The organism is Proteus penneri, assembly GCF_003144535.1.
Lineage (GTDB): Bacteria > Pseudomonadota > Gammaproteobacteria > Enterobacterales > Enterobacteriaceae > Proteus > Proteus penneri.
On sequence record NZ_PHFJ01000019.1, the window covers coordinates 1 to 25450 of the forward strand.

General features: G+C 42.0%; 44 protein-coding genes. 6 read left to right on the top strand and 38 right to left on the bottom strand.

Annotated features, from left to right (window positions below; all coding sequences use genetic code 11):
• The first annotated feature begins 466 nt into the window (after positions 1–466).
• Positions 467–1030: a gamma carbonic anhydrase family protein gene (locus CUB63_RS17150; RefSeq protein ID WP_109399211.1), complete on the top strand. Its 564-nt coding sequence runs from the start codon at positions 467–469 to the stop codon at positions 1028–1030.
• On the opposite strand, the gene CUB63_RS17155 is transcribed toward CUB63_RS17150, so the two are convergent.
• The 5 genes from CUB63_RS17155 to dprA are packed head-to-tail and all read right to left on the bottom strand — an operon-like array spanning position 1006 to position 4379.
• Positions 1006–1266 carry a DUF1488 family protein gene (locus tag CUB63_RS17155; RefSeq protein WP_072062978.1) on the bottom strand — a complete coding sequence of 87 codons (261 nt, stop codon included), beginning with the start codon at positions 1264–1266 and terminating at the stop codon, positions 1006–1008. The two genes, CUB63_RS17150 and CUB63_RS17155, sit on opposite strands and share 25 nt — an antisense overlap.
• Positions 1263–2087, bottom strand: a complete 825-nt coding sequence (aroE, locus tag CUB63_RS17160; protein ID WP_072062979.1) for a shikimate dehydrogenase — start codon at positions 2085–2087, stop codon at positions 1263–1265. Before aroE ends, CUB63_RS17155 begins: the two co-directional genes overlap by 4 nt.
• Positions 2088–2092: 5 nt before the next feature.
• Entirely contained in the window at positions 2093–2662 is a 570-nt protein-coding gene (tsaC, locus tag CUB63_RS17165) for an L-threonylcarbamoyladenylate synthase type 1 TsaC (protein ID WP_006535526.1), read from the bottom strand.
• The gene (locus CUB63_RS17170; RefSeq protein WP_072062981.1) at positions 2655–3215 is read right to left on the bottom strand and encodes a topoisomerase DNA-binding C4 zinc finger domain-containing protein; all 561 of its coding nucleotides are present in this window, start codon (positions 3213–3215) and stop codon (positions 2655–2657) included. Before CUB63_RS17170 ends, tsaC begins: the two co-directional genes overlap by 8 nt.
• Before the next feature lie 18 nt (positions 3216–3233).
• Positions 3234–4379 (bottom strand): DNA-processing protein DprA, encoded by a 1146-nt coding sequence (gene dprA / locus CUB63_RS17175; protein ID WP_109848575.1) that lies wholly within the window; start codon positions 4377–4379, stop codon positions 3234–3236.
• 130 nt (positions 4380–4509) lie between these two features.
• Here dprA and def point away from each other — a divergent pair, with 130 nt between their 5' ends.
• The 5 genes from def to mscL all read left to right on the top strand — a co-directional run bounded on the left by def (position 4510) and on the right by mscL (position 9387).
• Positions 4510–5034, top strand: coding sequence for a peptide deformylase (gene def / locus CUB63_RS17180; RefSeq protein WP_006535523.1), 525 nt, complete (start codon positions 4510–4512; stop codon positions 5032–5034).
• A 26-nt stretch (positions 5035–5060) separates the two neighbouring features.
• Positions 5061–6008 carry a methionyl-tRNA formyltransferase gene (gene fmt, locus CUB63_RS17185; RefSeq protein ID WP_109848576.1) on the top strand — a complete coding sequence of 316 codons (948 nt, stop codon included), beginning with the start codon at positions 5061–5063 and terminating at the stop codon, positions 6006–6008.
• Positions 6009–6107: 99 nt separating this feature from the next.
• Entirely contained in the window at positions 6108–7376 is a 1269-nt protein-coding gene (rsmB, locus tag CUB63_RS17190; RefSeq protein ID WP_109848577.1) for a 16S rRNA (cytosine(967)-C(5))-methyltransferase RsmB, read from the top strand.
• A gap of 112 nt (positions 7377–7488) precedes the next feature.
• Positions 7489–8865, top strand: coding sequence for a Trk system potassium transporter TrkA (gene trkA, locus CUB63_RS17195; protein ID WP_069368788.1), 1377 nt, complete (start codon positions 7489–7491; stop codon positions 8863–8865).
• A gap of 114 nt (positions 8866–8979) precedes the next feature.
• Positions 8980–9387, top strand: coding sequence for a large-conductance mechanosensitive channel protein MscL (mscL, locus tag CUB63_RS17200; protein ID WP_006535517.1), 408 nt, complete (start codon positions 8980–8982; stop codon positions 9385–9387).
• Between the two features lie 3 nt (positions 9388–9390).
• Here mscL and CUB63_RS17205 read toward each other — a convergent pair whose 3' ends face one another.
• From CUB63_RS17205 to CUB63_RS17365, 33 genes are all read right to left on the bottom strand, one after another.
• A complete protein-coding gene (locus CUB63_RS17205; RefSeq protein ID WP_109848578.1) occupies positions 9391–9597 on the bottom strand; it encodes an alternative ribosome-rescue factor A in 207 nt (68 codons plus the stop codon).
• A gap of 50 nt (positions 9598–9647) precedes the next feature.
• Positions 9648–10061: a Zn(2+)-responsive transcriptional regulator gene (gene zntR, locus CUB63_RS17210; protein ID WP_023583474.1), complete on the bottom strand. Its 414-nt coding sequence runs from the start codon at positions 10059–10061 to the stop codon at positions 9648–9650.
• Between the two features lie 297 nt (positions 10062–10358).
• Positions 10359–10745, bottom strand: coding sequence for a 50S ribosomal protein L17 (gene rplQ, locus CUB63_RS17215; RefSeq protein ID WP_004246940.1), 387 nt, complete (start codon positions 10743–10745; stop codon positions 10359–10361).
• A 37-nt stretch (positions 10746–10782) separates the two neighbouring features.
• Positions 10783–11772 carry a DNA-directed RNA polymerase subunit alpha gene (locus CUB63_RS17220; protein WP_006535513.1) on the bottom strand — a complete coding sequence of 330 codons (990 nt, stop codon included), beginning with the start codon at positions 11770–11772 and terminating at the stop codon, positions 10783–10785.
• A 25-nt stretch (positions 11773–11797) separates the two neighbouring features.
• Complete coding sequence (rpsD, locus tag CUB63_RS17225) at positions 11798–12418, bottom strand: 30S ribosomal protein S4 (protein WP_004246942.1); 621 nt, start codon at positions 12416–12418, stop codon at positions 11798–11800.
• Between the two features lie 36 nt (positions 12419–12454).
• A complete protein-coding gene (rpsK, locus tag CUB63_RS17230) occupies positions 12455–12844 on the bottom strand; it encodes a 30S ribosomal protein S11 (RefSeq protein WP_002919257.1) in 390 nt (129 codons plus the stop codon).
• Between the two features lie 16 nt (positions 12845–12860).
• The gene (gene rpsM / locus CUB63_RS17235) at positions 12861–13217 is read right to left on the bottom strand and encodes a 30S ribosomal protein S13 (protein WP_036914623.1); all 357 of its coding nucleotides are present in this window, start codon (positions 13215–13217) and stop codon (positions 12861–12863) included.
• Positions 13218–13363: 146 nt separating this feature from the next.
• Positions 13364–13480, bottom strand: coding sequence for a 50S ribosomal protein L36 (gene rpmJ / locus CUB63_RS17240; RefSeq protein WP_071788572.1), 117 nt, complete (start codon positions 13478–13480; stop codon positions 13364–13366).
• Positions 13481–13522: 42 nt separating this feature from the next.
• Positions 13523–14845 carry a preprotein translocase subunit SecY gene (gene secY, locus CUB63_RS17245; RefSeq protein ID WP_006535510.1) on the bottom strand — a complete coding sequence of 441 codons (1323 nt, stop codon included), beginning with the start codon at positions 14843–14845 and terminating at the stop codon, positions 13523–13525.
• A 7-nt stretch (positions 14846–14852) separates the two neighbouring features.
• Positions 14853–15287: a 50S ribosomal protein L15 gene (gene rplO, locus CUB63_RS17250; RefSeq protein WP_004246944.1), complete on the bottom strand. Its 435-nt coding sequence runs from the start codon at positions 15285–15287 to the stop codon at positions 14853–14855.
• A 3-nt stretch (positions 15288–15290) separates the two neighbouring features.
• Positions 15291–15470, bottom strand: coding sequence for a 50S ribosomal protein L30 (gene rpmD, locus CUB63_RS17255; RefSeq protein ID WP_036914634.1), 180 nt, complete (start codon positions 15468–15470; stop codon positions 15291–15293).
• A gap of 5 nt (positions 15471–15475) precedes the next feature.
• On the bottom strand, positions 15476–15976 hold the full coding sequence (gene rpsE / locus CUB63_RS17260) for a 30S ribosomal protein S5 (RefSeq protein WP_006535508.1): 501 nt from the start codon (positions 15974–15976) through the stop codon (positions 15476–15478).
• 14 nt (positions 15977–15990) lie between these two features.
• A complete protein-coding gene (gene rplR, locus CUB63_RS17265) occupies positions 15991–16344 on the bottom strand; it encodes a 50S ribosomal protein L18 (RefSeq protein ID WP_006535507.1) in 354 nt (117 codons plus the stop codon).
• 9 nt (positions 16345–16353) lie between these two features.
• Complete coding sequence (rplF, locus tag CUB63_RS17270; protein WP_036933221.1) at positions 16354–16887, bottom strand: 50S ribosomal protein L6; 534 nt, start codon at positions 16885–16887, stop codon at positions 16354–16356.
• Between the two features lie 14 nt (positions 16888–16901).
• The gene (gene rpsH, locus CUB63_RS17275; protein WP_072062987.1) at positions 16902–17294 is read right to left on the bottom strand and encodes a 30S ribosomal protein S8; all 393 of its coding nucleotides are present in this window, start codon (positions 17292–17294) and stop codon (positions 16902–16904) included.
• Positions 17295–17326: 32 nt separating this feature from the next.
• Positions 17327–17632, bottom strand: a complete 306-nt coding sequence (gene rpsN / locus CUB63_RS17280) for a 30S ribosomal protein S14 (protein WP_006535503.1) — start codon at positions 17630–17632, stop codon at positions 17327–17329.
• A gap of 12 nt (positions 17633–17644) precedes the next feature.
• The gene (gene rplE, locus CUB63_RS17285) at positions 17645–18184 is read right to left on the bottom strand and encodes a 50S ribosomal protein L5 (protein WP_004246952.1); all 540 of its coding nucleotides are present in this window, start codon (positions 18182–18184) and stop codon (positions 17645–17647) included.
• A 13-nt stretch (positions 18185–18197) separates the two neighbouring features.
• On the bottom strand, positions 18198–18512 hold the full coding sequence (gene rplX, locus CUB63_RS17290) for a 50S ribosomal protein L24 (protein ID WP_006535502.1): 315 nt from the start codon (positions 18510–18512) through the stop codon (positions 18198–18200).
• 10 nt (positions 18513–18522) lie between these two features.
• Entirely contained in the window at positions 18523–18894 is a 372-nt protein-coding gene (gene rplN / locus CUB63_RS17295) for a 50S ribosomal protein L14 (protein ID WP_004246955.1), read from the bottom strand.
• 176 nt (positions 18895–19070) lie between these two features.
• The gene (gene rpsQ / locus CUB63_RS17300) at positions 19071–19325 is read right to left on the bottom strand and encodes a 30S ribosomal protein S17 (RefSeq protein ID WP_072062988.1); all 255 of its coding nucleotides are present in this window, start codon (positions 19323–19325) and stop codon (positions 19071–19073) included.
• A complete protein-coding gene (gene rpmC, locus CUB63_RS17305; RefSeq protein WP_004238624.1) occupies positions 19325–19516 on the bottom strand; it encodes a 50S ribosomal protein L29 in 192 nt (63 codons plus the stop codon). Before rpmC ends, rpsQ begins: the two co-directional genes overlap by 1 nt.
• On the bottom strand, positions 19516–19926 hold the full coding sequence (rplP, locus tag CUB63_RS17310) for a 50S ribosomal protein L16 (RefSeq protein WP_006535500.1): 411 nt from the start codon (positions 19924–19926) through the stop codon (positions 19516–19518). The genes rpmC and rplP overlap by 1 nt, the downstream gene beginning before the upstream one ends.
• Before the next feature lie 12 nt (positions 19927–19938).
• Positions 19939–20640 carry a 30S ribosomal protein S3 gene (gene rpsC, locus CUB63_RS17315; RefSeq protein WP_023583467.1) on the bottom strand — a complete coding sequence of 234 codons (702 nt, stop codon included), beginning with the start codon at positions 20638–20640 and terminating at the stop codon, positions 19939–19941.
• 17 nt (positions 20641–20657) lie between these two features.
• A complete protein-coding gene (rplV, locus tag CUB63_RS17320; RefSeq protein WP_006535498.1) occupies positions 20658–20990 on the bottom strand; it encodes a 50S ribosomal protein L22 in 333 nt (110 codons plus the stop codon).
• Between the two features lie 14 nt (positions 20991–21004).
• On the bottom strand, positions 21005–21283 hold the full coding sequence (gene rpsS, locus CUB63_RS17325; protein ID WP_004246960.1) for a 30S ribosomal protein S19: 279 nt from the start codon (positions 21281–21283) through the stop codon (positions 21005–21007).
• A 14-nt stretch (positions 21284–21297) separates the two neighbouring features.
• Positions 21298–22122 (bottom strand): 50S ribosomal protein L2, encoded by an 825-nt coding sequence (gene rplB / locus CUB63_RS17330; RefSeq protein ID WP_006535497.1) that lies wholly within the window; start codon positions 22120–22122, stop codon positions 21298–21300.
• Between the two features lie 19 nt (positions 22123–22141).
• Entirely contained in the window at positions 22142–22444 is a 303-nt protein-coding gene (gene rplW, locus CUB63_RS17335; RefSeq protein ID WP_004246962.1) for a 50S ribosomal protein L23, read from the bottom strand.
• Positions 22441–23046: a 50S ribosomal protein L4 gene (gene rplD, locus CUB63_RS17340; RefSeq protein WP_072062989.1), complete on the bottom strand. Its 606-nt coding sequence runs from the start codon at positions 23044–23046 to the stop codon at positions 22441–22443. Before rplD ends, rplW begins: the two co-directional genes overlap by 4 nt.
• A 16-nt stretch (positions 23047–23062) precedes the next feature.
• The gene (gene rplC, locus CUB63_RS17345) at positions 23063–23692 is read right to left on the bottom strand and encodes a 50S ribosomal protein L3 (protein ID WP_023583465.1); all 630 of its coding nucleotides are present in this window, start codon (positions 23690–23692) and stop codon (positions 23063–23065) included.
• Positions 23693–23724: 32 nt separating this feature from the next.
• Positions 23725–24036 carry a 30S ribosomal protein S10 gene (rpsJ, locus tag CUB63_RS17350; protein WP_001181005.1) on the bottom strand — a complete coding sequence of 104 codons (312 nt, stop codon included), beginning with the start codon at positions 24034–24036 and terminating at the stop codon, positions 23725–23727.
• Positions 24037–24362: 326 nt separating this feature from the next.
• Positions 24363–24836, bottom strand: coding sequence for a bacterioferritin (gene bfr / locus CUB63_RS17355; RefSeq protein ID WP_006535491.1), 474 nt, complete (start codon positions 24834–24836; stop codon positions 24363–24365).
• Positions 24837–24913: 77 nt separating this feature from the next.
• On the bottom strand, positions 24914–25111 hold the full coding sequence (bfd, locus tag CUB63_RS17360; protein ID WP_072062990.1) for a bacterioferritin-associated ferredoxin: 198 nt from the start codon (positions 25109–25111) through the stop codon (positions 24914–24916).
• 221 nt (positions 25112–25332) lie between these two features.
• A partial coding sequence (locus tag CUB63_RS17365) for an EF-Tu C-terminal domain-related protein (protein WP_170110801.1) occupies positions 25333–25450 on the bottom strand: 118 nt, incomplete at its 5' end.

Genomic DNA, 25450 nt, shown 5'->3' on the forward strand with positions numbered 1-25450 from the left:
AAGAGCAGTGCAACCTTCGCTGCCGTTTCCGGTCTTCTGCGTTGTTGCGAGGAGGCGTATATTACGCTATTCCTCTGAAGAGTCAAGAGTTTTTTCAAACTTTTTTCTTTTCTCTTCACTGTCCTGCGTGGCTTGTTGTTTGCTCATCGCCAGTCAGTGGATGCGCATTATAGGGAGATCTCGGATTAGCGCAAGTGTTTATTTCAATTTTTTTTCCGTTCGTTCTCTTTTTGAACTTTGCGTCTATTTTTGATACGGAAAAACTCTATTGCGGGTAAAAAATATACACTTTATATTGTTATTGTCTATTCGGTATATTCTATCAATCATACTTTATTGCTTTACTTTCTCTTTTATTATCTATTTTTATCGTCATTCATTATAAAAATCATGGCTCTCGCCAGCTCCCCCCATCCACTGCTATTCTTTTCTTATTATAAAGTGAAACTAAGTACGAGGTTAAATTATGGGAAAATCAACAATCAGAAATTACCTACACCTTTCGCCTTCTATTGATAAAGATGTTTTTATTGATGAAACCGCAACGGTCATTGGAGATGTGCGTATTAGTGAAGATGTCAGTATCTGGCCAATGGTTGTTATTCGTGGTGATGTGAATTACGTGAGTATTGGGAAAAGATCAAATATCCAGGATGGTTCGGTTCTTCATGTTACTCACATCTCACCTAATACTCCTGAAGGTTTTCCTCTTATTATTGGTGATAATGTTACTGTTGGGCACAAAGCAATGCTACACGGATGTACGATCGGAGATCGTGTATTAGTAGGAATGGGTTCTATTTTACTTGATGGTGCAATTATTGAAAACGATGTAATGATTGGTGCGGGTAGTTTAGTTCCTCCAGGAAAGCGACTTGAAAGCGGTTTTCTTTATTTAGGAAGTCCTGTGAAAAAAGTTCGCCCTCTTTCACCAGCAGAAATAGAGCACTTTGTCTATTCTGCTAATAATTATGTCGGATGGAAAAACAACTATTTAGCCAATCATCAATCTGCCATTGACAAAGAATAGATAGGATAGAGAGTTGATAACTCATACTCTGTTACCAACTCTTCAAATTCTTCTTCAATGTCCCAACGATTTTGTTTAAATAATAAAAGCCCCTCACCAACGCCAAAACGCTTAATAAGCTCTTGCTCTGTAATTTGACAATCAAAAAGCATTCCGTTGATCATTATAGGGAACAGAACACTCCTATTCTCAACTAGCCATATTTCACGATCTGGAAATTGAATAGATTGGTTCATTGATTCAATCGTTCTCTTAATACATTAAGGACAGGATTAATATCTGGTACAAGTTCATACCACAATTCAAATGCATAAGCTGCTTGTCCTACTAACATACCTAACCCATCTGATAAACGCGTACTTCCATGTTTTAATGCGTTATATAAAAATGAAGTCATTCCGGTTTGATAATAAAGGTCATAGCATGCTGTTTCAAAACCATAAACATCATTAGGAATAGGTGGTAAATCATTAGTCATACTAGATGCCGATGCATTTATAATTAAATCGTAATGTCTATCAGCAACCTCTTCAGCGGCGATTGCTCTGATCGTTCCAAATTGACTAAACTCTTTTACTAATTGCTCAGCTTTAGCAAATGTGCGATTGGTTAAAGTAATATCACAATCGTAATCAAGTAATGGAAGTAATATTCCTCTTGTTGCACCACCAGCGCCAATAACTAAGACTGATTTAACCTTATTAGGTACAATAAAATCGAGCCTTGCTAAATCTAGAATAAGTCCTTGCCCATCAGTATTATCACCAAGAAATGATCCATCTTCTAATTTAACAATAGAGTTAACTGCACCACATGCTTTTGCCCTATCAGTTAATTTATCCACAAAACGGAATGCATCTTCTTTAAAAGGAACGGTAACATTAGCACCTCGCCCTCCATTAGAAAAAAAATGCGAGGCGGTTTTATCAAATTCACCTAAAGGAACCAGTAGGCGTCCATAGCCATACTCTATTCCTGTTTGTTTTGAAAAAAATTGGTGAATGAAAGGAGACTGACTATGCTCGATAGGATTCCCCATCACTAAATATTTTTCCATCACAATCACCCTTGTCGGTACAATTCACCCGTTAATGCATCTCGGATTTCAGAAGGATTCTGTCTACCACCAACATTCCCTTCAACAATAGGAATTGTGTCCTCAAATTGTTCTCTTACTTCTTCAACTGTACGGCATGGTGGTAATCCACTTAAGTTAGCACTCGTTGAAACTAAAGGTTTTCCATAAGCCAAACATAGCTCTTTAACAACTGAGTGATCTGTTACTCTCACGGCTAAAGAATCAAATTTCCCAGTTAACCACTTTGGCGTCGTTGATTTAGCAGGAATAACCCATGTAACAGGCCCCGGCCAAGATGCAAACATTCGATCTCGTTGAGTTTGTGTTAATGCACTATCGTCAATATAAGGTTTCAGTTGCCCATAGTTATCAGCAATTAAAATTAGTCCTTTTTCAATTGAACGTTGCTTTAACATTAATAGTGCCATAACAGCCTGCTCGCTATCAGGATCACAACCTACCCCAAATACAGCTTCTGTTGGATATGCGATAACTTTATTATTTTTTAATGCTTCTATAATAGTATTACTTACAGGTGATGCTTCGTTATTCATGTTCTTCTCTTTTTGTTTTTTGTTGCTTTCCACATAATTTGCTGGCGCACACTAATCTTACTCCTTGAGAAGACCTTTTTTCCATCAATAATGGATAGTGGCAATGTTCGCATTCACCATTAATAGGTTTGTTATTTAATACAAATTGGCATTCTGGATATTGGTTACAAGCATAAAATGTCTTACCAAACCGAGATTTACGTTGTAATAGTTTTCCTTTTTCACATTGAGGACAAGGTATAACTGTTTCATCAGGTTTATCAATTTGTTCTATATGTTCACACTCAGGGTAATTGCTACAACCAATAAACATCCCAAATTTACCTTGACGTAAAACTAAATCAGCACCACAGCACTTACAAGGTTGACCTTCCAAAACTTTAATAATTTGCCCATCACCTTGTGGTTTCAATGTTTTAATATAGTGGCAATCAGGATAAGCAGAGCATCCTAAAAAAGGGCCATGTCCTCCATTTTTCATCACTAATGCGCTGCCACATTCAGGGCATTTTTCCTGTTCAGGTTGCTGTGTAAACGGCATATTCTTTGCCATTATTTTACCTCATTACACTTATTCCAATCGAGTATAACCACCAGCCACAATAGCGACTTTTTTAATAAGCTCAAGTTCTAATAAAAGAGGAGCTAATGCAGAAGTTGATAATCCACTAGCCTGAGCAATGATATCAATAGGTAGCGTTTTATTAAAATGAAGCAAAGGCAAGATCACATCCATCGCTTGTTGTTGTTCGGATGTAAATTGCTCTATTTTAGACTCTCGTTTTTTATTATTAATAAGCGTTGTATATTCTTCTGTTATTAGTTTTTGTCGATGTTCATTATCACAAGTAAGCCACTGCAAAGAGCTATTTAAATATTCTAGGATATCTTCTGGTGAAGATGCTAAATTTGCACCTTGCTTAATAAGCTGGTGATTACCTTCAAAATGAGCATCACCTAATAATCCAGGTAACACAAACAACTCTTTACCTTGTTGCAAAGCATAATTTGCTGTTATTAAAGAACCACTTTTAATTCCTGCTTCTACAATAAGCAGTGCAGTACTTAGGCCACTAATAATCCGATTACGTTGAGGAAAATAGCGTGCTAAAGGTGGTGTCATAGGTAAATGTTCAGAAATAATAAGGCCTGATTCTTTTATTTGTGTTGCAAGAGTACGATGGAATGACGGATAAATCTGTTCTAAACCGCTTCCTAGTACAGCAATAGTAATACCATTGCTTTTTAATGCGCTTCGATGCCCAATACCATCAATGCCTTGAGCTAACCCACTTGTAATTGTCAGTTCTTTCTTTACTAATTCCTGAGCAAAATAAGTTTCCCATTTGGAACCATATTGTGTAGCAACTCTACTTCCAATTAATGCAATTTGTGTGCTTTTTAAATGCTGCCGGTTTCCTGCAACAAAAAGCAAAAGTGGCGGTGATGAAATTTGCTTTAATAAAGATGGATAATCTGAATCTGTAATCGTTAATAATGATGATTCGTTTTTATCTAACCACTTTAATGTATCAGTGACAGCATTTGCAGAAAGTCTTAAGAATTGATGACTTTGCTGTTCTGAAAGACCACAACCTATTAATAATTTTTGATTTAACTGAGTCAAAGATTGTAGATATTTTGCAATTTGAATCGCTTTATTAACAGGTAGTCTTGAAACAGCATTAAGCCTGATCCATATTTCTCTAGCATCCATGCATTATCCTAATATTGTTTTTAACAAACAAGGTGAGTGTGGAACACACCAAATACTGTCAATCTAGACAATAAATGTCTAGAATAGACGTTAAATCCTATTCACATTTTAGAAACAGTCCGAATAAATTATGGCAGTGTTACACGTATTACATTATCCAGACGAGCGCCTTCGCACGATTGCAAAACCAGTCGAAAAAGTTGATGCCGAAATTCAAAAAATTGTCGATGATATGTTTGAAACAATGTATTTGGAAGAAGGTATCGGTTTAGCCGCGACACAGGTGAATATTCACCAGCGCATTATCGTCATTGATGTCTCTGAAACAAGAGATGAAAGACTGGTATTAATAAACCCAGAACTTCTTGATGCCAACGGTGATACAGGCATAGAAGAAGGCTGTTTATCTATCCCAGAACAGCGTGCTTTTATTCCTCGTGCAGAACATGTAAAAGTAAGGGCCCTTGATTACAACGGTCAGCCTTTTGAGTTAGAAGCTGATGATTTATTAGCTATCTGTATTCAACATGAAATGGATCATTTAGTTGGTAAGCTATTTGTAGATTATTTATCTCCATTAAAACGCCAACGCATCCGTCAAAAAGTTGAAAAACTCGATAAGCTAGATAAAAAAAGAGCTAAAGCAGGACAGTAACAGTTAATTTGAAACAGGAAGGAAACGTGTCTGATTCATTACGTATTATTTTTGCGGGAACACCCGATTTTGCGGCTCGACATTTAGCTGCATTATTATCAACCCAACATCGTGTGGTGGGAATACTAACACCTCCAGATAAACCCGCAGGAAGAGGTAAGAAACTGACTATTAGCCCTGTCAAAGAATTGGCATTAGCTCATGATATTCCTGTTTATCAACCAACCTCTTTAAAACCAGAAGAGAACCATGAATGGATAGTGGCACAACAAGCAGACATTATGATTGTTGTCGCTTATGGCATGATTTTACCTAAAGCCGTTCTTGAAATACCGCGTTTAGGCTGCCTTAATGTGCATGGTTCTCTCCTTCCTAGATGGCGTGGCGCTGCACCAATTCAACGCTCTTTGTGGGCCGGAGATAAAGAAACGGGCGTTACCATTATGCAAATGGATATTGGTTTAGATACAGGTGATATGCTGTATAAAGCGTCCTGCCCAATTACGAATGAAGATACCAGCGCATCCCTGTATGAAAAGCTTGCAGAACTTGGCCCCAAAGCTCTAACAACTACTTTAGATCTCATTACCTCGGGTAAAGTAAAAGCTGAAAAACAAGATGATAATTTAGCGAATTACGCACAAAAATTATCTAAAGAAGAAGCAAAAATCGATTGGGCATTATCAGCAGAACAGATTGAACGTTGCATAAGAGCATTCAATCCATGGCCAATGAGCTTTTTCATGTTAGACGGGCAACCTGTAAAAGTATGGAAAGCACAAGCTATTGCAGATAATACCAATCAACTTGCAGGAACCTTATTAAAAGCAGATAAAACGGGTATTTATATTGCGACAGGTAATGGCATTCTAAATATCACTGAGTTGCAACCATCAGGTAAGAGACCTATGGCTTCTGCTGATTTCTTAAACTCCAAGAGAGATTGGTTCACTCCTGGAAAAATCATTCAATAATAATTCTAAACCCTGATATCTAATATTATTATCAGGGTTTTCCTTTTTTCACGCCAATGTAATGCATCTCTGGCGCTAATTATTAAACGTCAACTCATCATGAAAACGTCATACAACTTACGTAGCATTGCAGCTAAAGCAATTAACCAAGTATTAGATCAAGGGTTATCTCTAAGTACTGTCATACCAGAACTTCAGAAAAATATTTCAGACAAAGATAAAGCCTTGTTGCAAGAAATCTGCTTTGGCGTATTACGTACATTGCCACAATTAGAATGGATTATTCAGCAACTCATGGATAAGCCATTAAAAGGTAAACAACGTATTTTACACTACCTTATTATGGTTGGTTTATATCAGCTTCTTTATACACGCATTCCTGCTCACGCAGCTTTAGCTGAGACAGTAAATGGTGCTGTTGCACTAAAAAAACCACAGTTAAAAGGATTGATTAACGGTGTGTTACGTCAGTTTCAACGCCAACAGGATATCCTTAATGAACGTTTTCAAAATAGCGAAAATCGTTTTCTTCATCCATCATGGCTACTTGCTCGCATCAAAAAGGCTTATCCTGAACAATGGATGAATATTATTGAAGGCAATAACCAAAAACCACCAATGTGGTTACGTGTAAATCAGCGTCATCACTCTCGAGAAGACTATTTAACATTACTTGAAAATGAAGAAATTCCCGCTATTGCTGATAACAGCCACCCTTTCGCGATCCGTTTAGAAAATCCATGCAACGTGAGCCTGCTTCCTGGATTTGCTGATGGTTGGGTAACAGTGCAAGATCGTTCAGCTCAACGTTGTGCTGAATTATTAGCACCAGAAAATAAAGAGCAGATCCTTGATTTATGTGCAGCGCCAGGTGGTAAAACAACACATATTCTAGAGATAGCTCCTCAAGCTCAAGTACTCGCTATTGACATAGATGAACAACGTTTAAAACGAGTAAAAGAAAACCTTACCCGTTTAAAACTTAATGCAGTCGTCAAAAGTGGTGATGGTCGTTATCCTGAAAAATGGTGTGCCGGCATGCAGTTTGACCGCATTTTACTCGATGCACCATGCTCAGCAACAGGTGTTATCCGTCGTCACCCTGACATAAAATGGCTTCGTCGTAATGACGATATTGAGCAATTAGCTCAAATTCAAAAAGAGATCCTTCACGCTATTTGGCCATACCTAAAATCGGGTGGCACGTTGGTGTATGCAACCTGCTCTATTTTACCAGAAGAAAATAAACAACAAATTGAAGCATTTTTAGCATCAACGAAAGATGCACAATGTGATTATCAGCACCAATGCTTACCAGAAGAAGAAGGTGGCGATGGTTTCTTTTATGCATTGATCAAGAAAATATGATCTTGTGATAAAAGATGATATCAGTTCTAAAAAACGCTACTATTTCAACGCAAGATCATCAAGATCTTGCGTTTCTTTTCTATTTGTTAATCGAATACTTTGAGAAATTACGATGAAAATTATTATCTTAGGCGCTGGTCAAGTAGGTGGTACTCTCGCTGAAAATCTTGTCGGGGAGAATAATGATATTACTGTCGTTGACACTAATGCAGATCGCTTACGCCAACTTCAAGATAAATTCGATTTACGAGTAGTCAATGGACATGGATCTCACCCAAGGGTCTTAAGAGAAGCAGGTGCTGAAGATGCAGATATGCTGGTTGCCGTCACCAACTCTGACGAAACCAATATGATAGCGTGCCAAGTTGCTTACACTCTGTTTAATACACCCAATAAAGTTGCTCGAATACGTGCCTCTGAATTTGTTCGTGAAGCAGACAAACTCTTTCTCCCAGAAGCTATTCCCATTGATTATTTAATCTCACCAGAGCATTTGGTTATTGATTATATTTATAAATTAATCCAATACCCTGGTGCCTTACAAGTTGTTAATTTTGCCGATGGCCAAGTCAGTATTGTTGCGGTAAAAGCGTATTATGGTGGTTCTCTCGTTGGGAATGCGTTATCAACATTGCGTGATCATATGCCACATATTGATACACGCGTTGCAGCGATTTTTCGTCAAGATAGACCTATCCGACCTCAAGGCTCCACAATTATTGAAGCTGGAGATGAAGTTTTCTTTGTTGTCGCATCTCAGCATATTCGCGCAGTAATGAGCGAATTACAACGATTAGAAAAACCTTATAAACGCATCATGATTGTTGGTGGTGGTAATGTCGGTGCTGGTTTAGCTGCGAGATTAGAAAAAGATTATAGCGTCAAGCTTATTGAACATAATCAGCAACGTGCAACAGAACTGGCTGAGCTACTCCATGACACCATCGTTTTTTATGGTGATGCATCAGATCAAGAACTTCTTGCTGAAGAACATATAGAACAAATCGATGTCTTTATCGCACTGACTAATGATGATGAGGCCAATATTATGTCAGCGATGTTGGCCAAAAGAATGGGCGCAAAAAAGGCGATGGTACTTATTCAACGTAGTGCTTATGTTGATTTAGTCCAAGGAGGGGTTATTGATATTGCAATATCACCACAACAAGCAACTATTTCTGCACTTTTAGGCCATGTACGTAAAGCAGATATCGTTAGTGTTTCATCATTACGACGAGGTGTTGCAGAAGCAATCGAAGCTGTGGCACATGGTGATGAAAATACATCGAAAGTTGTTGGTCGCCGTATACAAGATATAAAGCTACCACCTGGAACCATCATTGGTGCAATTGTCAGAGAGCAAGATGTTATTATTGCGAACGCAAGTCACTCTATAGAACAAGGGGATCATGTAATTATGTTTATTACTGATAAAAAATATGTCCCTGAAGTTGAAAAACTTTTCCAACCTAGCCCATTTTTCTTATAAAACCACGTAGAAATAAGAATAGTAGTGATTGTTGCTTGTAATGATCTACTATTATCATATTAGATACTATATTTTTACATAATAAATCTATGCATAGATAAATAAGGGGTGGTTATGTCTTTTTTCAAAGAGTTTCGTGAATTTGCAATGAAAGGCAACGTTGTTGACATGGCAGTCGGTGTCATCATTGGTGCAGCCTTCGGTAAGATTGTTTCATCATTAGTTGCTGATATTATTATGCCACCTCTAGGTTTATTAATCGGTGGTATCGATTTCAAACAGTTTAGCCTTATTTTAAGAGAGGCTAATGGGGATGTACCAGCGGTTGTACTTAATTATGGTATGTTCATTCAAACTGTATTTGACTTTGCTATTATTGCATTTGCAATTTTCTGTGCAATCAAATTAATTAACAAAACACGTCGTCAAGCAGAAGAGGCACCTAAAGCACCACCGGCTCCTTCCGCAGAAGAAACGTTATTAACAGAAATTCGTGATTTATTAAAAAATCAGCAAAAATAAAAACTAAAAGGCCAGTGATAACAATTGAAAAAATCTTTTGTTATCACTGGCCTCCCAGTTCCCTTTCTTAGCATGTTTTGCTTTTCTCATATAACTTCCTTTTCCTTTCTTATTCTTTTCCACACGTTGTCTAAATAGTGGATCATGAACAAGTGCCGCTAAAGCATTATCTTTAATAACACCTTTCTGGTGCTGATATTTGCTAGACATAAAAACCTCTTAAATTATTAAAGAACATAAAACGTAACACGGTATAAATACTATTGCTTTGTAGCTCCAGATTCAAGTATTTCAAGAATAGAACAATAAGTACTTTCATGAGCACTACCACAACAGGCATTACTCAACATCTTCAATGAATCTCGCATTCTTTCCATTTCTTTCAAGCGAATTTCCACTTCAGCAAGTCTTGCATCAACAATTTGCTTTGACTCAACACAAGTGTGATGAGCAGGATCAACCCGAATAGAGAGTAGCTCTGTAATCGCGTCTAATGTAAAGCCTAACTCTTTTGCATAACGAATAAAACGTAAACGTTGGAGATCTTGCTCTGTATATAGACGATAACCGCCTTCTGTTCGTCTGTCATGATCCATCAATCCTTGTTTTTCATAAAAACGGATTGTATCTGTTGTCACATTCGCTAATTTTGCAACTTGTCCAATACGATACATGGATCATTCCCTCACTTTAAATGATGAATAAGCATAGCAAATAATCAAAAGAATAGAATTGAAATATAGTGCGAAGCTTATCTTATCAAAATAGCAGCATGCTGAAATCACAAAAAATAAATATAATGCAACACAAAAATAAATAAAAAAGTAAGGAATAACAAATAGAAAGGTTAGAGTATGAGTTGATAAGTTATTTTTACAAAAAATAATTTAGTAATTATCATTTTCAATAAACGTAAAAAAACCGGATTAAAAATCCGGTTTTTTTATTCGCTTCACTAAATAATAATTAAATTATTCAGCTGCTGCTTCTGTTTCAGAATCAGCACGGTCAACAAGCTCAATGTAAGCCATTGGAGCATTGTCACCAGCACGGAAGCCACACTTCAGAATACGAGTGTAACCACCTGCACGGCTCGCAAAACGCGGACCTAATACTGTAAACAGTTTTGCCACGACTTCGTTATCACGAGTACGGGCGAATGCCAGACGACGATTAGCTACGCTGTCGGTCTTGGCAAGAGTAATCAGCGGCTCAACGACGCGACGCAGTTCTTTCGCTTTAGGCAAAGTTGTCTTGATGATCTCATGACGAACTAAAGAACCTGCCATGTTACGAAACATAGCCTGACGATGGCTGCTGTTGCGGTTCAATTGACGACCACTCTTACGATGGCGCATGACCTTATCCTTCTCAGTAAAACCTTAACCTGTGATCTTATTCATCAGCGATACTTGCAGGTGGCCAATTCTCAAGGCGCATGCCAAGAGATAAACCACGCGACGCCAGTACGTCTTTAATCTCAGTAAGAGATTTCTTACCAAGGTTAGGCGTCTTAAGTAATTCAACTTCAGTACGCTGTACCAGATCACCGATGTAGTGGATTGCTTCTGCCTTCAGACAGTTAGCAGAGCGGACAGTCAATTCAAGATCGTCTACTGGGCGCAGTAAGATAGGATCGAATTCTGGCTTCTCTTCTTTAACTTCTGGCTGACGAACATCACGTAAGTCAACAAAAGCTTCAAGCTGTTCAGCCAGGATAGTCGCTGCACGGCGAATCGATTCTTCTGGATCGATAGTACCGTTAGTTTCCATCTCGATTACCAGCTTATCCAAGTCGGTACGCTGTTCAACACGAGCTGCTTCCACATTATAAGCAATACGCTCAACTGGGCTATAGCACGCGTCTACTAAAAGGCGACCGATAGGGCGCTCATCTTCTTCCGAATGAATTCGGGCAGAAGCCGGCACATAACCACGACCACGCTGAACTTTGATACGCATGTTAATAGATGCGTTTTCGTCTGTAAGGTGGCAGATAACGTGCTGCGGCTTGACGATTTCGACATCACCGTCATGGATGATATCGGCTGCAATAACAGGGCCAATGCCAGATTTGCTCAAAGTAAGAATAACTTCATCTTTACCATGAACTTTTACCGCCAACCCCTTAAGGTTGAGCAGTATTTCTAGGATATCTTCCTGAACACCTTCTTTGGTGCTGTACTCATGCAGTACACCATCAATCTCAACCTCTGTTACCGCACAACCCGGCATAGACGAAAGCAGAATACGGCGCAGTGCGTTACCAAGAGTATGGCCGAAGCCTCGCTCTAATGGCTCAAGGGTCACCTTGGCGTGCGTCGAACTGACTTGCTCGATATCAACCAGGCGCGGTTTTAGAAACTCTGTCACAGAACCCTGCATTGTGTCCTCTCTTTGGTGCTAAGCCTTACTTGGAGTAAAGCTCGACGATCAGGTGCTCGTTAATGTCAGCAGACAAGTCAGTACGTTCAGGAATACGCTTGAACACACCTTCCATCTTAGCAGCATCAACTTCCAGCCATGTTGGCTTTTCACGCTGTTCAGCCAGCTCTAAAGCAGCCTTAATACGAGACTGTTTTTTCGATTTTTCACGAACGCTGACTACGTCATTCGGGGAAACCTGATAAGAAGCAATGTTAACCACGCGACCATTTACCATGATTGCTTTATGGCTAACCATCTGACGTGCTTCTGCGCGAGTTGCGCCAAAGCCCATACGATAAACAACGTTATCCAGACGACCTTCCAGCAAAGTCAGCAGGTTTTCACCTGTGTTGCCTTTCAGACGAGTTGCTTCTTTGTAGTAGTTACGGAATTGACGCTCTAGAACACCGTAAATACGACGTACTTTTTGTTTTTCACGTAACTGAACACCGTAATCAGAAAGACGCGGTTTACGTGCGCCGTGCTGACCTGGTGCTTGTTCCAGTTTACACTTGGTGTCAATCGCCCGAACGCCAGATTTTAGAAATAAATCTGTACCTTCACGGCGGCTCAGCTTGAGCTTAGGACCCAAATATCTTGCCATTTTCTTTCTCCAACTTTCCTAAAAACGAAAACGTTATTAAACGCGACGTTTTTTCGGTGGACGACAACCGTTATGAGGAATCGGAGTCACATCAGTAATATTAGTGATGCGGAAACCAGCCGCGTTTAATGCACGGATAGTTGACTCACGACCAGGACCAGGTCCTTTAACCATAACTTCCAAGTTCTTAATTCCGTACTCTTTAACAGCTTCAGCGCAACGTTCTGCTGCAACCTGAGCCGCGAACGGAGTAGATTTACGAGAACCACGGAAACCGGAACCACCGGCAGTAGCCCAACCCAATGCGTTACCTTGACGATCGGTAATAGTAACGATTGTGTTGTTGAAAGAAGCATGGATATGAGCCACACCGTCAGAGACTTGTTTTCTTACACGCTTACGTGCACGAATAGGTGCTTTTGCCATTGTTCAAATACCCCGATTATTTCTTGATCGGCTTACGCGGACCCTTACGGGTACGTGCGTTAGTCTTAGTACGCTGACCGCGAACTGGTAGACCACGACGATGACGTAAACCACGGTAAGTACCAAGATCCATCAGACGTTTGATGCTCAGGGTAACTTCACGACGCAGATCACCTTCTACAACGTATTTGGCAACTTCGTCACGCAGCTTGTCGATTTGCTCTTCAGACAGCTCACTGATCTTAACATTTTCAGCAATACCAGCAGCTACACAGATAGCCTGTGAGCGGGTCTTACCGATACCGTAAATCGAAGTTAATGCGATTACAGTATGTTTATGATCAGGAATGTTAATGCCTGCTATACGGGCCACTATGCACTCCTAAATTAGCAGTTATACAGTACTATTCTGAAAAGCCCGTTTTCAGGATACTCAAACAATACTGTATATATTATAAAAGATTGGGCTGGCTAATTTAGCCAGCTCAACCGAACTTTGCAAGAAAAAAATGCAATAAATTAGCCTTGACGCTGTTTATGCTTAGGCTCGACGCTGCAAATTACACGCACGTGACCGTGACGTCTAACAATTTTGCAGTTACGGCACATTTTCTTGACGGAAGCACGAACTTTCATTTTTACTCTCCGTAACTTCTAAAACAAATCGCTTATCAGTAATTAACCTTTAAGATTTGCTTTTTTCAATGCAGACTCATACTGACTTGACATCAGGAGAGTTTGCACTTGAGCCATAAAATCCATGATGACTACAACCACGATTAAGAGGGAAGTACCACCAAAATAGAAAGGTACTTTCATTGCGTCACGCATGAACTCCGGGATGAGACAGATAAAGGTAATATACAAGGCACCGATTAAGGTTAAACGTGTCATTACTTTATCTATATATTTAGCCGTCTGCTCTCCCGGGCGAATTCCTGGTACAAATGCACCGGACTTCTTCAGGTTATCTGCCGTTTCTCTTGGGTTGAAAACCAACGCCGTATAGAAGAAACAGAAGAATATGATTGCAGCAGCGTATAGTAACACATAAATAGGTTGACCAGGCTGTAGATTTAAAGAAATCGTAGTCAGCCAACCCCACCCTGTACCATCGCCAAACCAAGAGGTTATTGTACCAGGAAACAGGATAATACTTGAAGCAAAAATTGCTGGTATAACACCCGCCATATTTACTTTAAGTGGTAGATGTGTACTTTGTGCCGCGTATATTCTACGCCCTTGTTGACGTTTTGCATAGTTAACAACGATACGACGTTGTCCTCTTTCTACAAAAACAACAAAGAAAGTAACCGCGAACACCAATACTGCAACCAACAATAACAGGAGGAAGTGCAGTTCGCCTTGCCGCGCCTGCTCGATGGTTTGACCAATGGCAGGTGGAAGACCTGCAACGATACCTGCAAAGATAATGATTGAGATACCGTTACCAATACCACGTTCAGTGATTTGCTCACCTAACCACATTAGGAACATTGTCCCAGTGACTAAGCTCACAACAGCCGTAATATAGAATGGTAGACCTGGATTAATTACCAGACCTTGCATTCCTGGCATATTCGGTAAGCCTGTTGCGATACCAATTGATTGGAATATCGCCAGCACCAAAGTACCATAACGGGTATATTGGCTGATCTTACGACGACCGGCCTCCCCTTCCTTCTTAATCTCTGCTAACCGAGGGTTAACCACTGATAAGAGTTGGATAATAATCGATGCCGAAATATAAGGCATGATACCCAGCGCAAAGATAGAAGCACGGCTAAGAGCACCACCAGAGAACATGTTAAACATTTCAATGATGGTGCCTTTTTGCTGATCGAGCAATTTGGCAAGCACAGTGGCATCAATACCAGGGATAGGAATAAAAGAGCCAATCCTAAAGACAATAAGTGCACCAAGAACAAACAAAAGTCTGCGTTTTAGTTCACCAACACCACCTTTAGCACTCTGAAAATCTAAACCTGGTTGTTTAGCCATCTGTCACTTATTCCTCAATTTTACCGCCAGCTGATTCGATTGCTGCACGGGCACCTTTGGTAACACGCAGACCACGAATAGTCACTGCACGGTTAACCTCGCCAGACAGAATTAATTTTGCAAATTCAATCTGTGGGCCAACAACGTTTGCGGCTTTCAGTGCATTCAGATCGATTACATCGCCTTCAACGTAAGCTAAATCAGACAGACGGATTTCCGCAGTCACGAATGATTTACGTGAAGTAAAACCAAATTTTGGTAAACGACGATATAAAGGCATCTGGCCGCCTTCAAAACCACGACGTACGCCACCGCCAGAACGAGATTTCTGACCTTTGTGACCACGGCCGCCAGTTTTACCTAAGCCAGAACCGATACCACGACCTACACGTTTAGGCGCATGCTTGGCACCTTCAGCCGGAGACAGAGTATTTAAACGCATCTCTTACTCCTCAACTTTAACCATATAGGAAACCAAGTTGATCATACCGCGAACTGCTGGTGTATCTTCGCGTTCTACAGTGTGACCGATGCGACGCAGACCTAAACCTGTCATCGTTGCCTTATGTTTAGGCAAACGACCGATTAAGCTGCGTGTTTGAGTAATTTTAATAGTCTTAGCCATGGTCATTACCCCAGAATTTCTTCAACGGATTTACCACGCTTAGCTGCGACCATATCTGGAGACTTCATGCTATCTAAAGCGTCCAGTGTTGCACGAACCACGTTAATCGGGTTAGTGGAACCATAGGTTTTAGCCAGTACGTTACGAACGCCAGCCACTTCTAGAACTGCACGCATTGCACCACCTGCGATGATACCGGTACCTTCATGAGCAGGCTGCATAAATACGCGTGAGCCTGTGTGAGTACCTTTAACAGGGTGGAACAGAGTACCGTTGTTTAAAGAGACGGTTTTCATATTGCGACGGGCTTTTTCCATCGCTTTCTGGATTGCTGCCGGAACTTCGCGAGCTTTGCCATATCCAAAACCAACGCGGCCATTACCATCACCAACTACTGTAAGAGCGGTGAAGCTAAAGATACGACCACCTTTAACGGTTTTAGATACGCGGTTTACCGCGATCAGCTTTTCCTGCAGTTCGCCAGCTTGTTTCTCGATGTGAGCCATCTTACACTCCTACCTTAGAACTGAAGGCCAGCTTCACGGGCAGCATCTGCCAGTGCCTGGACTCGACCATGATATTGGAAACCGGAACGGTCAAATGATACTACTTTGATACCTTTTTCCAGAGCGCGTTCAGCAATAATTTTACCAACTACCGCTGCTGCTTCTTTGTTTCCAGTGTTTTTCAGTTGCTCAATGATAGCTTTTTCTGTAGTAGAAGCGGCCACCAAAGTTTCAGAACCGTTTGGTGCAATAACCTGCGCATAAATATGGCGAGGGGTACGGTGTACCACCAGGCGAGTCGCACCCAATTCCTGGAGCTTACGGCGTGCGCGGGTCGCACGACGGATACGAGCTGCTTTCTTATCCATAGTGTTACCTTACTTCTTCTTAGCCTCTTTGATACGCACAACTTCGTCGGCGTAACGAATACCTTTACCTTTATAAGGTTCAGGGCGACGGTAAGCACGCAGTTCAGCTGCTACTTGACCAATCACTTGCTTATCCGCACCTTTCAGTACGATTTCAGTTTGTGTTGGGCATTCAGCAGTGATGCCTGCTGGCAGTTGGTGTTCCACTGGATGTGAAAAACCTACTGATAAGTTAACCGCATTGCCTTTAATAGACGCACGATAACCTACACCTACCAGTTGCAGTTTCTTAGTGAAGCCTTCGGTAACACCTACAACCATTGCATTTAACAGAGAACGAGTAGTACCCGCCTGTGCCCATGCATCAGCAAAACCATCGCGAGGTGCGAAAGTTAATTGGTTGTCAGCATGTTGAATTTCAACTGCATTATGGATAGTACGAGTAAGCTCGCCGTTTTTACCCTTAATCGTAATTACCTGACCGTTGAGTTTAACCTCTACGCCGGCAGGAATGACGACGGGTGCTTTTGCCACACGAGACATTCTTTCCTCCCGAATTAAGCTACGTAGCAGATAATCTCGCCACCAAGACCTGCTTGGCGAGCTGCACGATCAGTCATAACACCTTTTGAGGTAGAAACAACAGCGATGCCCAGTCCTGCCATAACTTGTGGCAGCTCATCTTTTCTTTTATAGATGCGCAGACTAGGACGGCTTACGCGCTGAATGCTTTCTACTACAGCCTTACCTTGGAAATATTTTAAAATAATTTCCAGTTCTGGCTTAGTGTCGCCTTCAATTTTAAAATCTTCGATATAACCTTCTTCCTTAAGCACGTTGGCAATCGCCACTTTCAGCTTGGAGGAAGGCATTGTGACCGCAACTTTATTCGCGGCCTGACCGTTACGGATACGGGTCAGCATATCCGCGATGGGATCTTGCATGCTCATCTGTCTTTACTCCCGTGATTCAATTATGGTAATTACCAGCTAGCCTTTCTAAGGCCCGGGATTTCACCGCGCATAGCGGCTTCACGGACTTTAATACGGCTGAGGCCAAATTTCCGCAGGAAACCGTGCGGACGTCCAGTTTGACGGCAGCGGTTACGCTGACGTGAAGGACTTGAATCACGTGGCATAGTTTGCAGTTTCAGAACAGCATTCCAACGATCTTCGTCAGACACGTTCACATCTGAAACGATAGCTTTCAGTTCTGCGCGTTTTGCGAAGAATTTCTCAGCTAAATTCGCACGTTTTACATCACGTGCTTTCATAGATTTCTTAGCCATGAATGCCCTGCCTTACTTGCGGAACGGGAAGTTAAACGCTGCTAACAGTGCGCGACCTTCATCATCTGATTTCGCAGTCGTAGTAATGGTAATATCCAAACCACGAACACGATCCACTTTATCGTAATCGATTTCAGGGAAGATGATTTGCTCACGTACGCCCATGCTGTAGTTACCACGTCCATCAAATGATTTAGCGGACAAACCACGGAAGTCACGGATACGTGGTACAGCAATAGAGATCAGGCGTTCAAAGAACTCCCACATGCGTTCGCCACGCAGGGTCACTTTACAGCCGATCGGATAGCCCTGGCGGATTTTGAAGCCTGCAACAGATTTGCGTGCTTTGGTGATCAAAGGTTTTTGACCTGAGATTGCTGCTAAATCAGCTGCTGCATTGTCCAGCAGTTTTTTATCAGCAATAGCTTCACCAACACCCATGTTCAGGGTGATCTTCTCGACCCGAGGGACTTGCATGACAGAATGGTAACCAAACTGAGACATCAGTTTTTGGACTACCTCGTCTTTGTAGTAATCATGCAGTTTCGCCATCGTATACTCCAAATTACTTGATAGTTTCTTTATTAGACTTGAAGAAACGAACTTTTTTGCCGTCTTCGAATCTAAAACCTACACGGTCAGCCTTACCGGTTGCCGCATTGAAGATTGCAACGTTAGAAACTTGGATAGAAGCTTCTTTTTCAACGATGCCACCTGGTTGGTTCAGAGCCGGAACTGGCTTCTGATGTTTTTTAACCAGATTGATACCTTCAACGATAACTTTACCAGAAGAAAGAACCTGTTTTACTTTACCGCGCTTACCTTTATCTTTACCAGTCAGCACGATAACTTCGTCTTCACGACGGATTTTCGCTGCCATTGCCTGCTCCTTAGAGTACTTCAGGTGCCAGAGAGATTATTTTCATAAACTTCTCGTTACGAAGTTCACGAGTAACCGGCCCAAAAATACGCGTACCAATAACTTGCTCGCTGTTGTTGTTTAACAATACACAAGCGTTGCTATCGAAGCGAATGACAGAACCGTCAGGGCGACGAACACCCTTCTTGGTGCGCACCACTACCGCTTTCAGTACATCACCTTTCTTAACTTTACCACGTGGAATTGCTTCCTTGATGGTAATTTTGATGATGTCACCTACATCTGCGTAGCGACGGTGCGAGCCACCTAGAACCTTGATACACATTACGCGACGTGCACCGGAGTTGTCGGCCACGTTCAGCATAGTCTGTTCTTGGATCATTTTAGTGCTCCGCTAAATGTCAACTACTACTGAGCCACTTCCACATTAGAAGAGGCCGTTCAATATCCCATAATACGAGGGAGCGGCATTATAACACCACATTCTCGATATGGACAGAAAAAATAAACGGCTCGTTCAGTTTTGAGCCGTTTATTTCGTACGAAAAGGCTATTTTATTACAGAATAGCTTTTTCTACAACGCGAACTAACGCCCAAGACTTAGTCTTAGATAGTGGACGTGTTTGACGAATTTCTACTACGTCACCAATTCCACATTCGTTGTTCTCGTCATGTACATGCAGTTTGGTCGTACGACGGATAAACTTACCATATAATGGGTGTTTAACCATACGATCGATAGCAACGACAATAGATTTTTCCATTTTGTCACTAACTACACGACCTTGCAGAGTACGGATTTTATCGGTCATTACGCACCCGCCTTCTCAGTCAGTAAAGTCTTAACGCGTGCGATATTACGACGCACTTGTTTCAACAGATGAGACTGTTGTAACTGACCACTTGCTGCCTGCATACGCAGATTAAACTGCTCGCGCAGTAAGTTCAGCAGTTCTGTGTTCAGCTCTTCAACGCTCTTTTCGCGCAGCTCTTTTGCTTTCATTACATCACCGTCTTAGTTACAAAGGTGGTTTTGATAGGCAGTTTTGCTGCCGCCAGCTTGAATGCTTCACGGGCCAGTTCTTCAGGCACACCATCCATTTCATACAGGACTTTACCTGGCTGGATTAAGGCAACCCAATACTCAACGTTACCTTTACCTTTACCCATACGGACTTCGAGCGGCTTTTCAGTGATTGGTTTGTCTGGGAACACACGGATCCAGATTTTACCCTGACGCTTAACTGCACGGGTCATTGCACGACGTGCCGCTTCGATCTGACGTGCAGTCAGACGACCACGGCCCACAGCTTTAAGACCGTAAGTCCCGAAGCTTACATCCGCACCAGCAGCTAAGCCACGGTTGCGGCCTTTGTGCACTTTACGGAATTTTGTACGCTTTGGTTGTAACATCAGCGACTCTCCTTACTTGCGGCCTTTACGCTGCTGCTTTTTAGGTTGAGCAGCCGGTTTTTCCGCCTGTTCAACTGCAGCCATACCACCCAGGATCTCACCTTTGAAGATCCATACCTTAACGCCGAGCACACCATAAGTGGTTTGTGCTTCTGAGGTATTGTAGTCGATATCTGCACGCAGAGTGTGCAGAGGTACACGACCTTCACGATACCATTCAGTACGAGCGATTTCAGCGCCACCTAAGCGACCACTTACTTCCACTTTAATACCTTTAGCGCCTAAACGCATAGCATTCTGTACCGCACGCTTCATAGCACGACGGAACATAACACGACGTTCCAGCTGTGAAGTGATGCTGTCAGCAACTAATTTTGCGTCCAGTTCAGGTTTACGTACTTCGGCGATATTAATTTGCGCAGGAACGCCAGCGATATCCGCTACGTTTTTGCGCAGTTTTTCAACATCTTCACCTTTTTTACCGATAACGATGCCTGGGCGAGCAGTGTGAATAGTCACACGGATGCTTTTCGCAGGACGTTCGATAACGATACGAGATACAGATGCTTTAGCCAGTTCTTTAGTTAAGTACTGACGTACTTTAAAATCGCTGTCTAGGTTGTCAGCGAATTCATTGGTACCCGCATACCATGTGGAATTCCAAGGCTTGACAATGCCAAGGCGGATACCATTAGGATGTACTTTTTGACCCATTGCTAGTCTCCAGAGTCTCAGCGATCAGACACAACCACAGTGATGTGGCTGGTGCGCTTCAGAATACGATCTGCACGGCCTTTTGCACGAGGCATAATGCGCTTCATAGAAGGACCTTCGTCAACAAAGATCTTAGCTACTTTCAGATCATCAATGTCAGCGCCATCGTTGTGTTCTGCATTAGCAATAGCAGACTCCAGTACTTTCTTCACTAAACCAGCAGCTTTCTTGTTGGTAAAGGTTAAAATTTCCAGAGCTTGCGACACTTTCTTACCGCGAATCAGGTCAGCTACCAAGCGAACCTTCTGAGCAGAAGAACGAGCGTGGCGATGCATAGCGATAGTTTCCATCTCTTCCTCCTACCTTATTTTTTCTTAGCCTTTTTATCGGCTGCATGACCGCGATAAGTACGGGTCGGCGCGAATTCACCCAGTTTGTGACCAACCATTTCGTCGGAAACGTAAACTGGAACATGCTGACGACCATTATGGACAGCGATGGTCAAACCGATCATGTTAGGAAAGATCGTTGAACGACGGGACCAAGTCTTAACAGGCTTTTTGTCACCGCTTTCCACCGCTTTCTCTACCTTCTTCAGCAAGTGCAGGTCAATGAAAGGACCTTTCTTGAGAGAACGTGGCATGGCTTATCCTCTAATTATTTCTTAGTACGACGATGAACGATGAAATGTTCAGTGCGTTTGTTTTTACGAGTCTTCTTACCTTTGGTTTGAACGCCCCAAGGTGTTACTGGGTGTTTACCAAAGTTACGACCTTCACCACCACCATGTGGGTGATCGACTGGGTTCATCGCAGTACCGCGAACGGTAGGACGAATACCACGCCAGCGACTTGCACCAGCTTTACCCAGAACGCGTAACATGTGCTCAGAGTTGCCAACTTCACCGATAGTTGCACGGCAATCAGAAGGAACTTTACGCATTTCACCAGAACGCAGACGGATAGTGACATAAGCACCATCACGAGCAACGATCTGAACGTAAGTACCAGCTGAACGAGCTAACTGACCACCTTTACCTGGTTTCATTTCTACGTTATGAACTGTAGAACCAACCGGGATATTACGCATTGGTAAGGTGTTACCCGCTTTGATAGCAGCATCAACGCCAGACTGAACTTTATCACCCGCTTTCAGGCCTTTTGGAGCCAGAATGTAGCGACGTTCACCATCAGCATACAGCACTAAAGCGATGTTAGCTGAACGGTTTGGATCATATTCCAGACGTTCTACTGTCGCAGGGATACCATCTTTGTTGCGTTTAAAGTCAACAATACGGTAAGCCTGTTTGTGACCACCACCGATGTGACGGGTAGTGATACGACCATTGTTGTTACGACCACCGGACTTGCTGTTCTTTTCCAGCAATGGCGCATAAGGTTTCCCTTTATGCAGCTCAGGGTTTACCACTTTAACTACGTGGCGACGGCCCGGAGACGTAGGTTTACATTTAACAATTGCCATTGTTCTTTACTCCTCCGACTTACTCAGCGCCGCCGACGAAGTCCAGATTCTGGCCTTCCTTCAGGGTGACGTAAGCTTTTTTCCAGTCGCTACGACGACCAATACGCTGACCGTGACGTTTCACTTTGCCTTTCATCAGCAGAGTGTTAACACTTTCAACTTCGACTTCAAACAGTTTTTGTACAGCTGCTTTAATCTCTGCTTTGGTCGCGTCTTTAGCAACTTTGAGAACGATGGTGTTTGATTTTTCCATCGCGATAGAAGCTTTTTCAGATACATGCGGCGCGCGCAGTACTTTCAGCAGACGTTCTTCACGGATCATGCCAGCATCTCCTCAACTTGCTTCACAGCGTCAGCAGTCATGACGACTTTGTCGAAGGCGATTAAGCTAACAGGGTCGATTGTTGCTGCATCACGTACGTCAACTTTATATAAGTTGCGTGCTGCTAAATACAGATTCTCATCTAAATCAGCAGTGATGATCAGAACATCTTCCAGAGCCATATCTTTCAGTTTCTGTGCTAAAAGCTTAGTTTTAGGCGCTTCAACAGAGAACTTCTCTACGACGATCAGACGATCTTGACGTACCAGTTCAGACAGAATGCTCTTCAGAGCACCACGGTACATCTTTTTGTTTACTTTTTGACTGTGGTCCTGTGGTTTAGCTGCGAAGCTAACACCACCAGAGCGCCAAATTGGGCTCTTGATTGAACCTGAACGTGCACGACCTGTACCTTTCTGTCTCCAAGGCTTTTTGCCTGAACCAGAAACTTCAGCACGGGTTTTCTGAGCACGAGTACCTTGACGAGCACCAGCAGCGTATGCAACGACTACTTGATGCACAAGCGCTTCGTTAAAGTCACGCCCGAAGGTAGTTTCGGAAACAGTCAGCGCGCCTTGCGCGTCTTTCATTACCAATTCCATTCCTATCTCCTCGACGTTACGCCTTGACAGCTGGTTTAACGATCAGGTCACTGCCAGTTGCACCTGGAACAGCACCTTTGACCAGCAGCAGGTTGCGCTCAGCGTCAACACGTACTACTTCCAGGCTCTGAACGGTAACTTGTTCGTTACCCAGTTGACCTGCCATTTTCTTGCCTTTGAACACCTTACCCGGAGTCTGGTTCTGACCGATAGAACCCGGAACACGGTGAGACAAGGAGTTACCGTGGGTAGCATCTTGAGTACGGAAATTCCAGCGCTTTACAGTACCAGCAAAACCTTTACCTTTAGATGTTCCAGTAACGTCGACTTTTTTAACGTCAGCGAAAATTTCTACGCTAATGCTTTGACCTACAGTGTATTCTTCGCCTTCATTCAGACGGAATTCACGTAGTAAGCGGCCAGCTTCAACACCAGCTTTAGCAAAATGACCTGCTTCAGGTTTCAGTACACGGTTAGCTTTTTTGCTACCAGTAGTCACCTGAATGGCACGATAACCGTCTTTCTCTAGATCTCTGACCTGAGTAACACGGTTGTTTTCAATTTCGATAACGGTTACAGGGATTGAAACGCCATCTTCAGTGAAGATACGAGTCATTCCTACTTTCTTACCGACTAAACCAATCATTGTTTCAACCTCTCAATCGCTTGATGACCTGATTAACCTAGGCTGATCTGCACGTCTACGCCGGCAGCCAGATCCAGACGCATCAGAGCATCAACGGTTTTCTCGGTTGGCTCAACGATGTCAACCAGACGTTTGTGAGTGCGAATTTCATACTGATCACGCGCATCTTTATTAACGTGCGGAGAAATCAACACTGTGAAACGCTCTTTGCGAGTCGGCAGTGGGATTGGACCACGAACTTGCGCACCAGTGCGCTTAGCAGTCTCTACGATTTCCGCAGTTGATTGATCAATCAGACGATGATCAAAAGCTTTCAGGCGGATACGGATTCTTTGGTTCTGCATGAGACCAGAGCTCCAACTATTTTTTATAAACGTAAATGATTACTACTCGTACCCATTTCGATTGATGAGAGAGTGTAATCGTTCTGCATATAACTCCCCAATCGGGAGTATTATATTAATGCAATAAAAAATCTGCATTAGCTGATAAATCAGCCCCACTAAATCAGTGAGCCTGCGCATTATACTTGCCTGAGTGATGAAATCAAGCCAAGAATAAAAAATCAGCGATAAAAATTCATTTTATCTTTTCGAAAATAAAAAAGCAAAGGTAACCTTCATCACCTTTGCTTTAAAAACCGTCTCAAAATTCATTAAAGAATGATGGATTATTCTTCAATAATTTGAGCTTGTAGATAGTTTTGAAGCCCTATTCGTTCGATAAGTTCAAGCTGGGTTTCAATCCAATCAATATGTCCTTCTTCATCAGTTAGAATTTCTAGCATAAGATCACGACTGACATAATCATGAATTGAATCTGCGTAAGCAATAGCTTCACGTAAATCTTTGGCACCACCTAATTCCAATTCCAAATCAGAACGTAGCATCTCTTCAACATCTTCACCGATGTTTAGTTTGCCTAAATCTTGTAAGTTTGGAATGCCTTCAAGGAACAAGATACGCTCGATATATTTATCCGCGTGTTTCATCTCATCTATGGATTCATGATATTCCATTTCATTAAGGCGTGTAAGACCCCAATTCTTGAACATTCGGGCATGTAGGAAATACTGATTAATTGCAACAAGCTCACCACCTAATAACTTATTAAGGTGGGCTATCATTTTTTTATCACCTTTCATTTTTATGCTCCTTTGCTTCCAGTCTTTTTAGTGTAGACCTTTTATACAAAGTGGAGAGAAAGGAAATTTAAAATTTGTTATGCAACTTCAGAAATTTGAGGGTAAAGGATAGATTGCTCACTTTCAATTATTTGACGAGCTTGACGTACACACTTACCGCAACAACTACCAACAGGTAAGATCTTGCGTAATTCATTAATAGTGTGGATTTGATGTTTGTGTACTGTGGAGATAATTTTTTTATCACTCACACCATGGCAAAGACAGACGTACATAATAGCAACCTCATTAACTACTCACGCATTGAATAGTAAATGATAACCATTATGATTTCAATTTCTATTTAACTTAGATATTCTAACCTAATATAGAAACTATCATGATAATGAGAGAATAAATTGAGGACGGGATTTAACTAAGATAAAAAGCGCTATTTTAGATACAAAAAAAGGGCATCAATGATGCCCTTTCTCTATAGCTTAAAGTAGATTAGGGATTAACCTAATACTTTAGCAACAACGCCCGCACCTACTGTACGGCCACCTTCACGGATAGCGAAACGTAAACCGTCGTCCATCGCGATTGGGTGAATCAGTTCAACGATCATGTTGATG

Bases quoted from the DNA above. Each gene is read 5' to 3' on its own strand.
- CUB63_RS17150 (WP_109399211.1), top strand. From the start codon at position 467: ATGGGAAAATCAACAATCAGAAATTACCTACACCTTTCGCCTTCTATT.
- CUB63_RS17155 (WP_072062978.1), bottom strand. From the start codon at position 1,266: ATGAACCAATCTATTCAATTTCCAGATCGTGAAATATGGCTAGTTGAG.
- aroE (WP_072062979.1), bottom strand. From the start codon at position 2,087: ATGGAAAAATATTTAGTGATGGGGAATCCTATCGAGCATAGTCAGTCT.
- tsaC (WP_006535526.1), bottom strand. From the start codon at position 2,662: ATGAATAACGAAGCATCACCTGTAAGTAATACTATTATAGAAGCATTA.
- CUB63_RS17170 (WP_072062981.1), bottom strand. From the start codon at position 3,215: ATGGCAAAGAATATGCCGTTTACACAGCAACCTGAACAGGAAAAATGC.
- dprA (WP_109848575.1), bottom strand. From the start codon at position 4,379: ATGGATGCTAGAGAAATATGGATCAGGCTTAATGCTGTTTCAAGACTA.
- def (WP_006535523.1), top strand. From the start codon at position 4,510: ATGGCAGTGTTACACGTATTACATTATCCAGACGAGCGCCTTCGCACG.
- rsmB (WP_109848577.1), top strand. From the start codon at position 6,108: ATGAAAACGTCATACAACTTACGTAGCATTGCAGCTAAAGCAATTAAC.
- trkA (WP_069368788.1), top strand. From the start codon at position 7,489: ATGAAAATTATTATCTTAGGCGCTGGTCAAGTAGGTGGTACTCTCGCT.
- mscL (WP_006535517.1), top strand. From the start codon at position 8,980: ATGTCTTTTTTCAAAGAGTTTCGTGAATTTGCAATGAAAGGCAACGTT.
- CUB63_RS17205 (WP_109848578.1), bottom strand. From the start codon at position 9,597: ATGTCTAGCAAATATCAGCACCAGAAAGGTGTTATTAAAGATAATGCT.
- zntR (WP_023583474.1), bottom strand. From the start codon at position 10,061: ATGTATCGTATTGGACAAGTTGCAAAATTAGCGAATGTGACAACAGAT.
- rplQ (WP_004246940.1), bottom strand. From the start codon at position 10,745: ATGCGCCATCGTAAGAGTGGTCGTCAATTGAACCGCAACAGCAGCCAT.
- CUB63_RS17220 (WP_006535513.1), bottom strand. From the start codon at position 11,772: ATGCAGGGTTCTGTGACAGAGTTTCTAAAACCGCGCCTGGTTGATATC.
- rpsD (WP_004246942.1), bottom strand. From the start codon at position 12,418: ATGGCAAGATATTTGGGTCCTAAGCTCAAGCTGAGCCGCCGTGAAGGT.
- rpsK (WP_002919257.1), bottom strand. From the start codon at position 12,844: ATGGCAAAAGCACCTATTCGTGCACGTAAGCGTGTAAGAAAACAAGTC.
- rpmJ (WP_071788572.1), bottom strand. From the start codon at position 13,480: ATGAAAGTTCGTGCTTCCGTCAAGAAAATGTGCCGTAACTGCAAAATT.
- secY (WP_006535510.1), bottom strand. From the start codon at position 14,845: ATGGCTAAACAACCAGGTTTAGATTTTCAGAGTGCTAAAGGTGGTGTT.
- rplO (WP_004246944.1), bottom strand. From the start codon at position 15,287: ATGCGTTTAAATACTCTGTCTCCGGCTGAAGGTGCCAAGCATGCGCCT.
- rpmD (WP_036914634.1), bottom strand. From the start codon at position 15,470: ATGGCTAAGACTATTAAAATTACTCAAACACGCAGCTTAATCGGTCGT.
- rpsE (WP_006535508.1), bottom strand. From the start codon at position 15,976: ATGGCTCACATCGAGAAACAAGCTGGCGAACTGCAGGAAAAGCTGATC.
- rplR (WP_006535507.1), bottom strand. From the start codon at position 16,344: ATGGATAAGAAAGCAGCTCGTATCCGTCGTGCGACCCGCGCACGCCGT.
- rplF (WP_036933221.1), bottom strand. From the start codon at position 16,887: ATGTCTCGTGTGGCAAAAGCACCCGTCGTCATTCCTGCCGGCGTAGAG.
- rpsH (WP_072062987.1), bottom strand. From the start codon at position 17,294: ATGAGCATGCAAGATCCCATCGCGGATATGCTGACCCGTATCCGTAAC.
- rpsN (WP_006535503.1), bottom strand. From the start codon at position 17,632: ATGGCTAAGAAATCTATGAAAGCACGTGATGTAAAACGTGCGAATTTA.
- rplE (WP_004246952.1), bottom strand. From the start codon at position 18,184: ATGGCGAAACTGCATGATTACTACAAAGACGAGGTAGTCCAAAAACTG.
- rplX (WP_006535502.1), bottom strand. From the start codon at position 18,512: ATGGCAGCGAAAATCCGTCGTGAAGACGAAGTTATCGTGCTGACTGGT.
- rplN (WP_004246955.1), bottom strand. From the start codon at position 18,894: ATGATCCAAGAACAGACTATGCTGAACGTGGCCGACAACTCCGGTGCA.
- rpsQ (WP_072062988.1), bottom strand. From the start codon at position 19,325: ATGACCGATAAAATCCGTACTCTGCAAGGTCGTGTAGTTAGTGACAAA.
- rpmC (WP_004238624.1), bottom strand. From the start codon at position 19,516: ATGAAAGCAAAAGAGCTGCGCGAAAAGAGCGTTGAAGAGCTGAACACA.
- rplP (WP_006535500.1), bottom strand. From the start codon at position 19,926: ATGTTACAACCAAAGCGTACAAAATTCCGTAAAGTGCACAAAGGCCGC.
- rpsC (WP_023583467.1), bottom strand. From the start codon at position 20,640: ATGGGTCAAAAAGTACATCCTAATGGTATCCGCCTTGGCATTGTCAAG.
- rplV (WP_006535498.1), bottom strand. From the start codon at position 20,990: ATGGAAACTATCGCTATGCATCGCCACGCTCGTTCTTCTGCTCAGAAG.
- rpsS (WP_004246960.1), bottom strand. From the start codon at position 21,283: ATGCCACGTTCTCTCAAGAAAGGTCCTTTCATTGACCTGCACTTGCTG.
- rplB (WP_006535497.1), bottom strand. From the start codon at position 22,122: ATGGCAATTGTTAAATGTAAACCTACGTCTCCGGGCCGTCGCCACGTA.
- rplW (WP_004246962.1), bottom strand. From the start codon at position 22,444: ATGATCCGTGAAGAACGTCTGCTGAAAGTACTGCGCGCGCCGCATGTA.
- rplD (WP_072062989.1), bottom strand. From the start codon at position 23,046: ATGGAATTGGTAATGAAAGACGCGCAAGGCGCGCTGACTGTTTCCGAA.
- rplC (WP_023583465.1), bottom strand. From the start codon at position 23,692: ATGATTGGTTTAGTCGGTAAGAAAGTAGGAATGACTCGTATCTTCACT.
- rpsJ (WP_001181005.1), bottom strand. From the start codon at position 24,036: ATGCAGAACCAAAGAATCCGTATCCGCCTGAAAGCTTTTGATCATCGT.
- bfr (WP_006535491.1), bottom strand. From the start codon at position 24,836: ATGAAAGGTGATAAAAAAATGATAGCCCACCTTAATAAGTTATTAGGT.
- bfd (WP_072062990.1), bottom strand. From the start codon at position 25,111: ATGTACGTCTGTCTTTGCCATGGTGTGAGTGATAAAAAAATTATCTCC.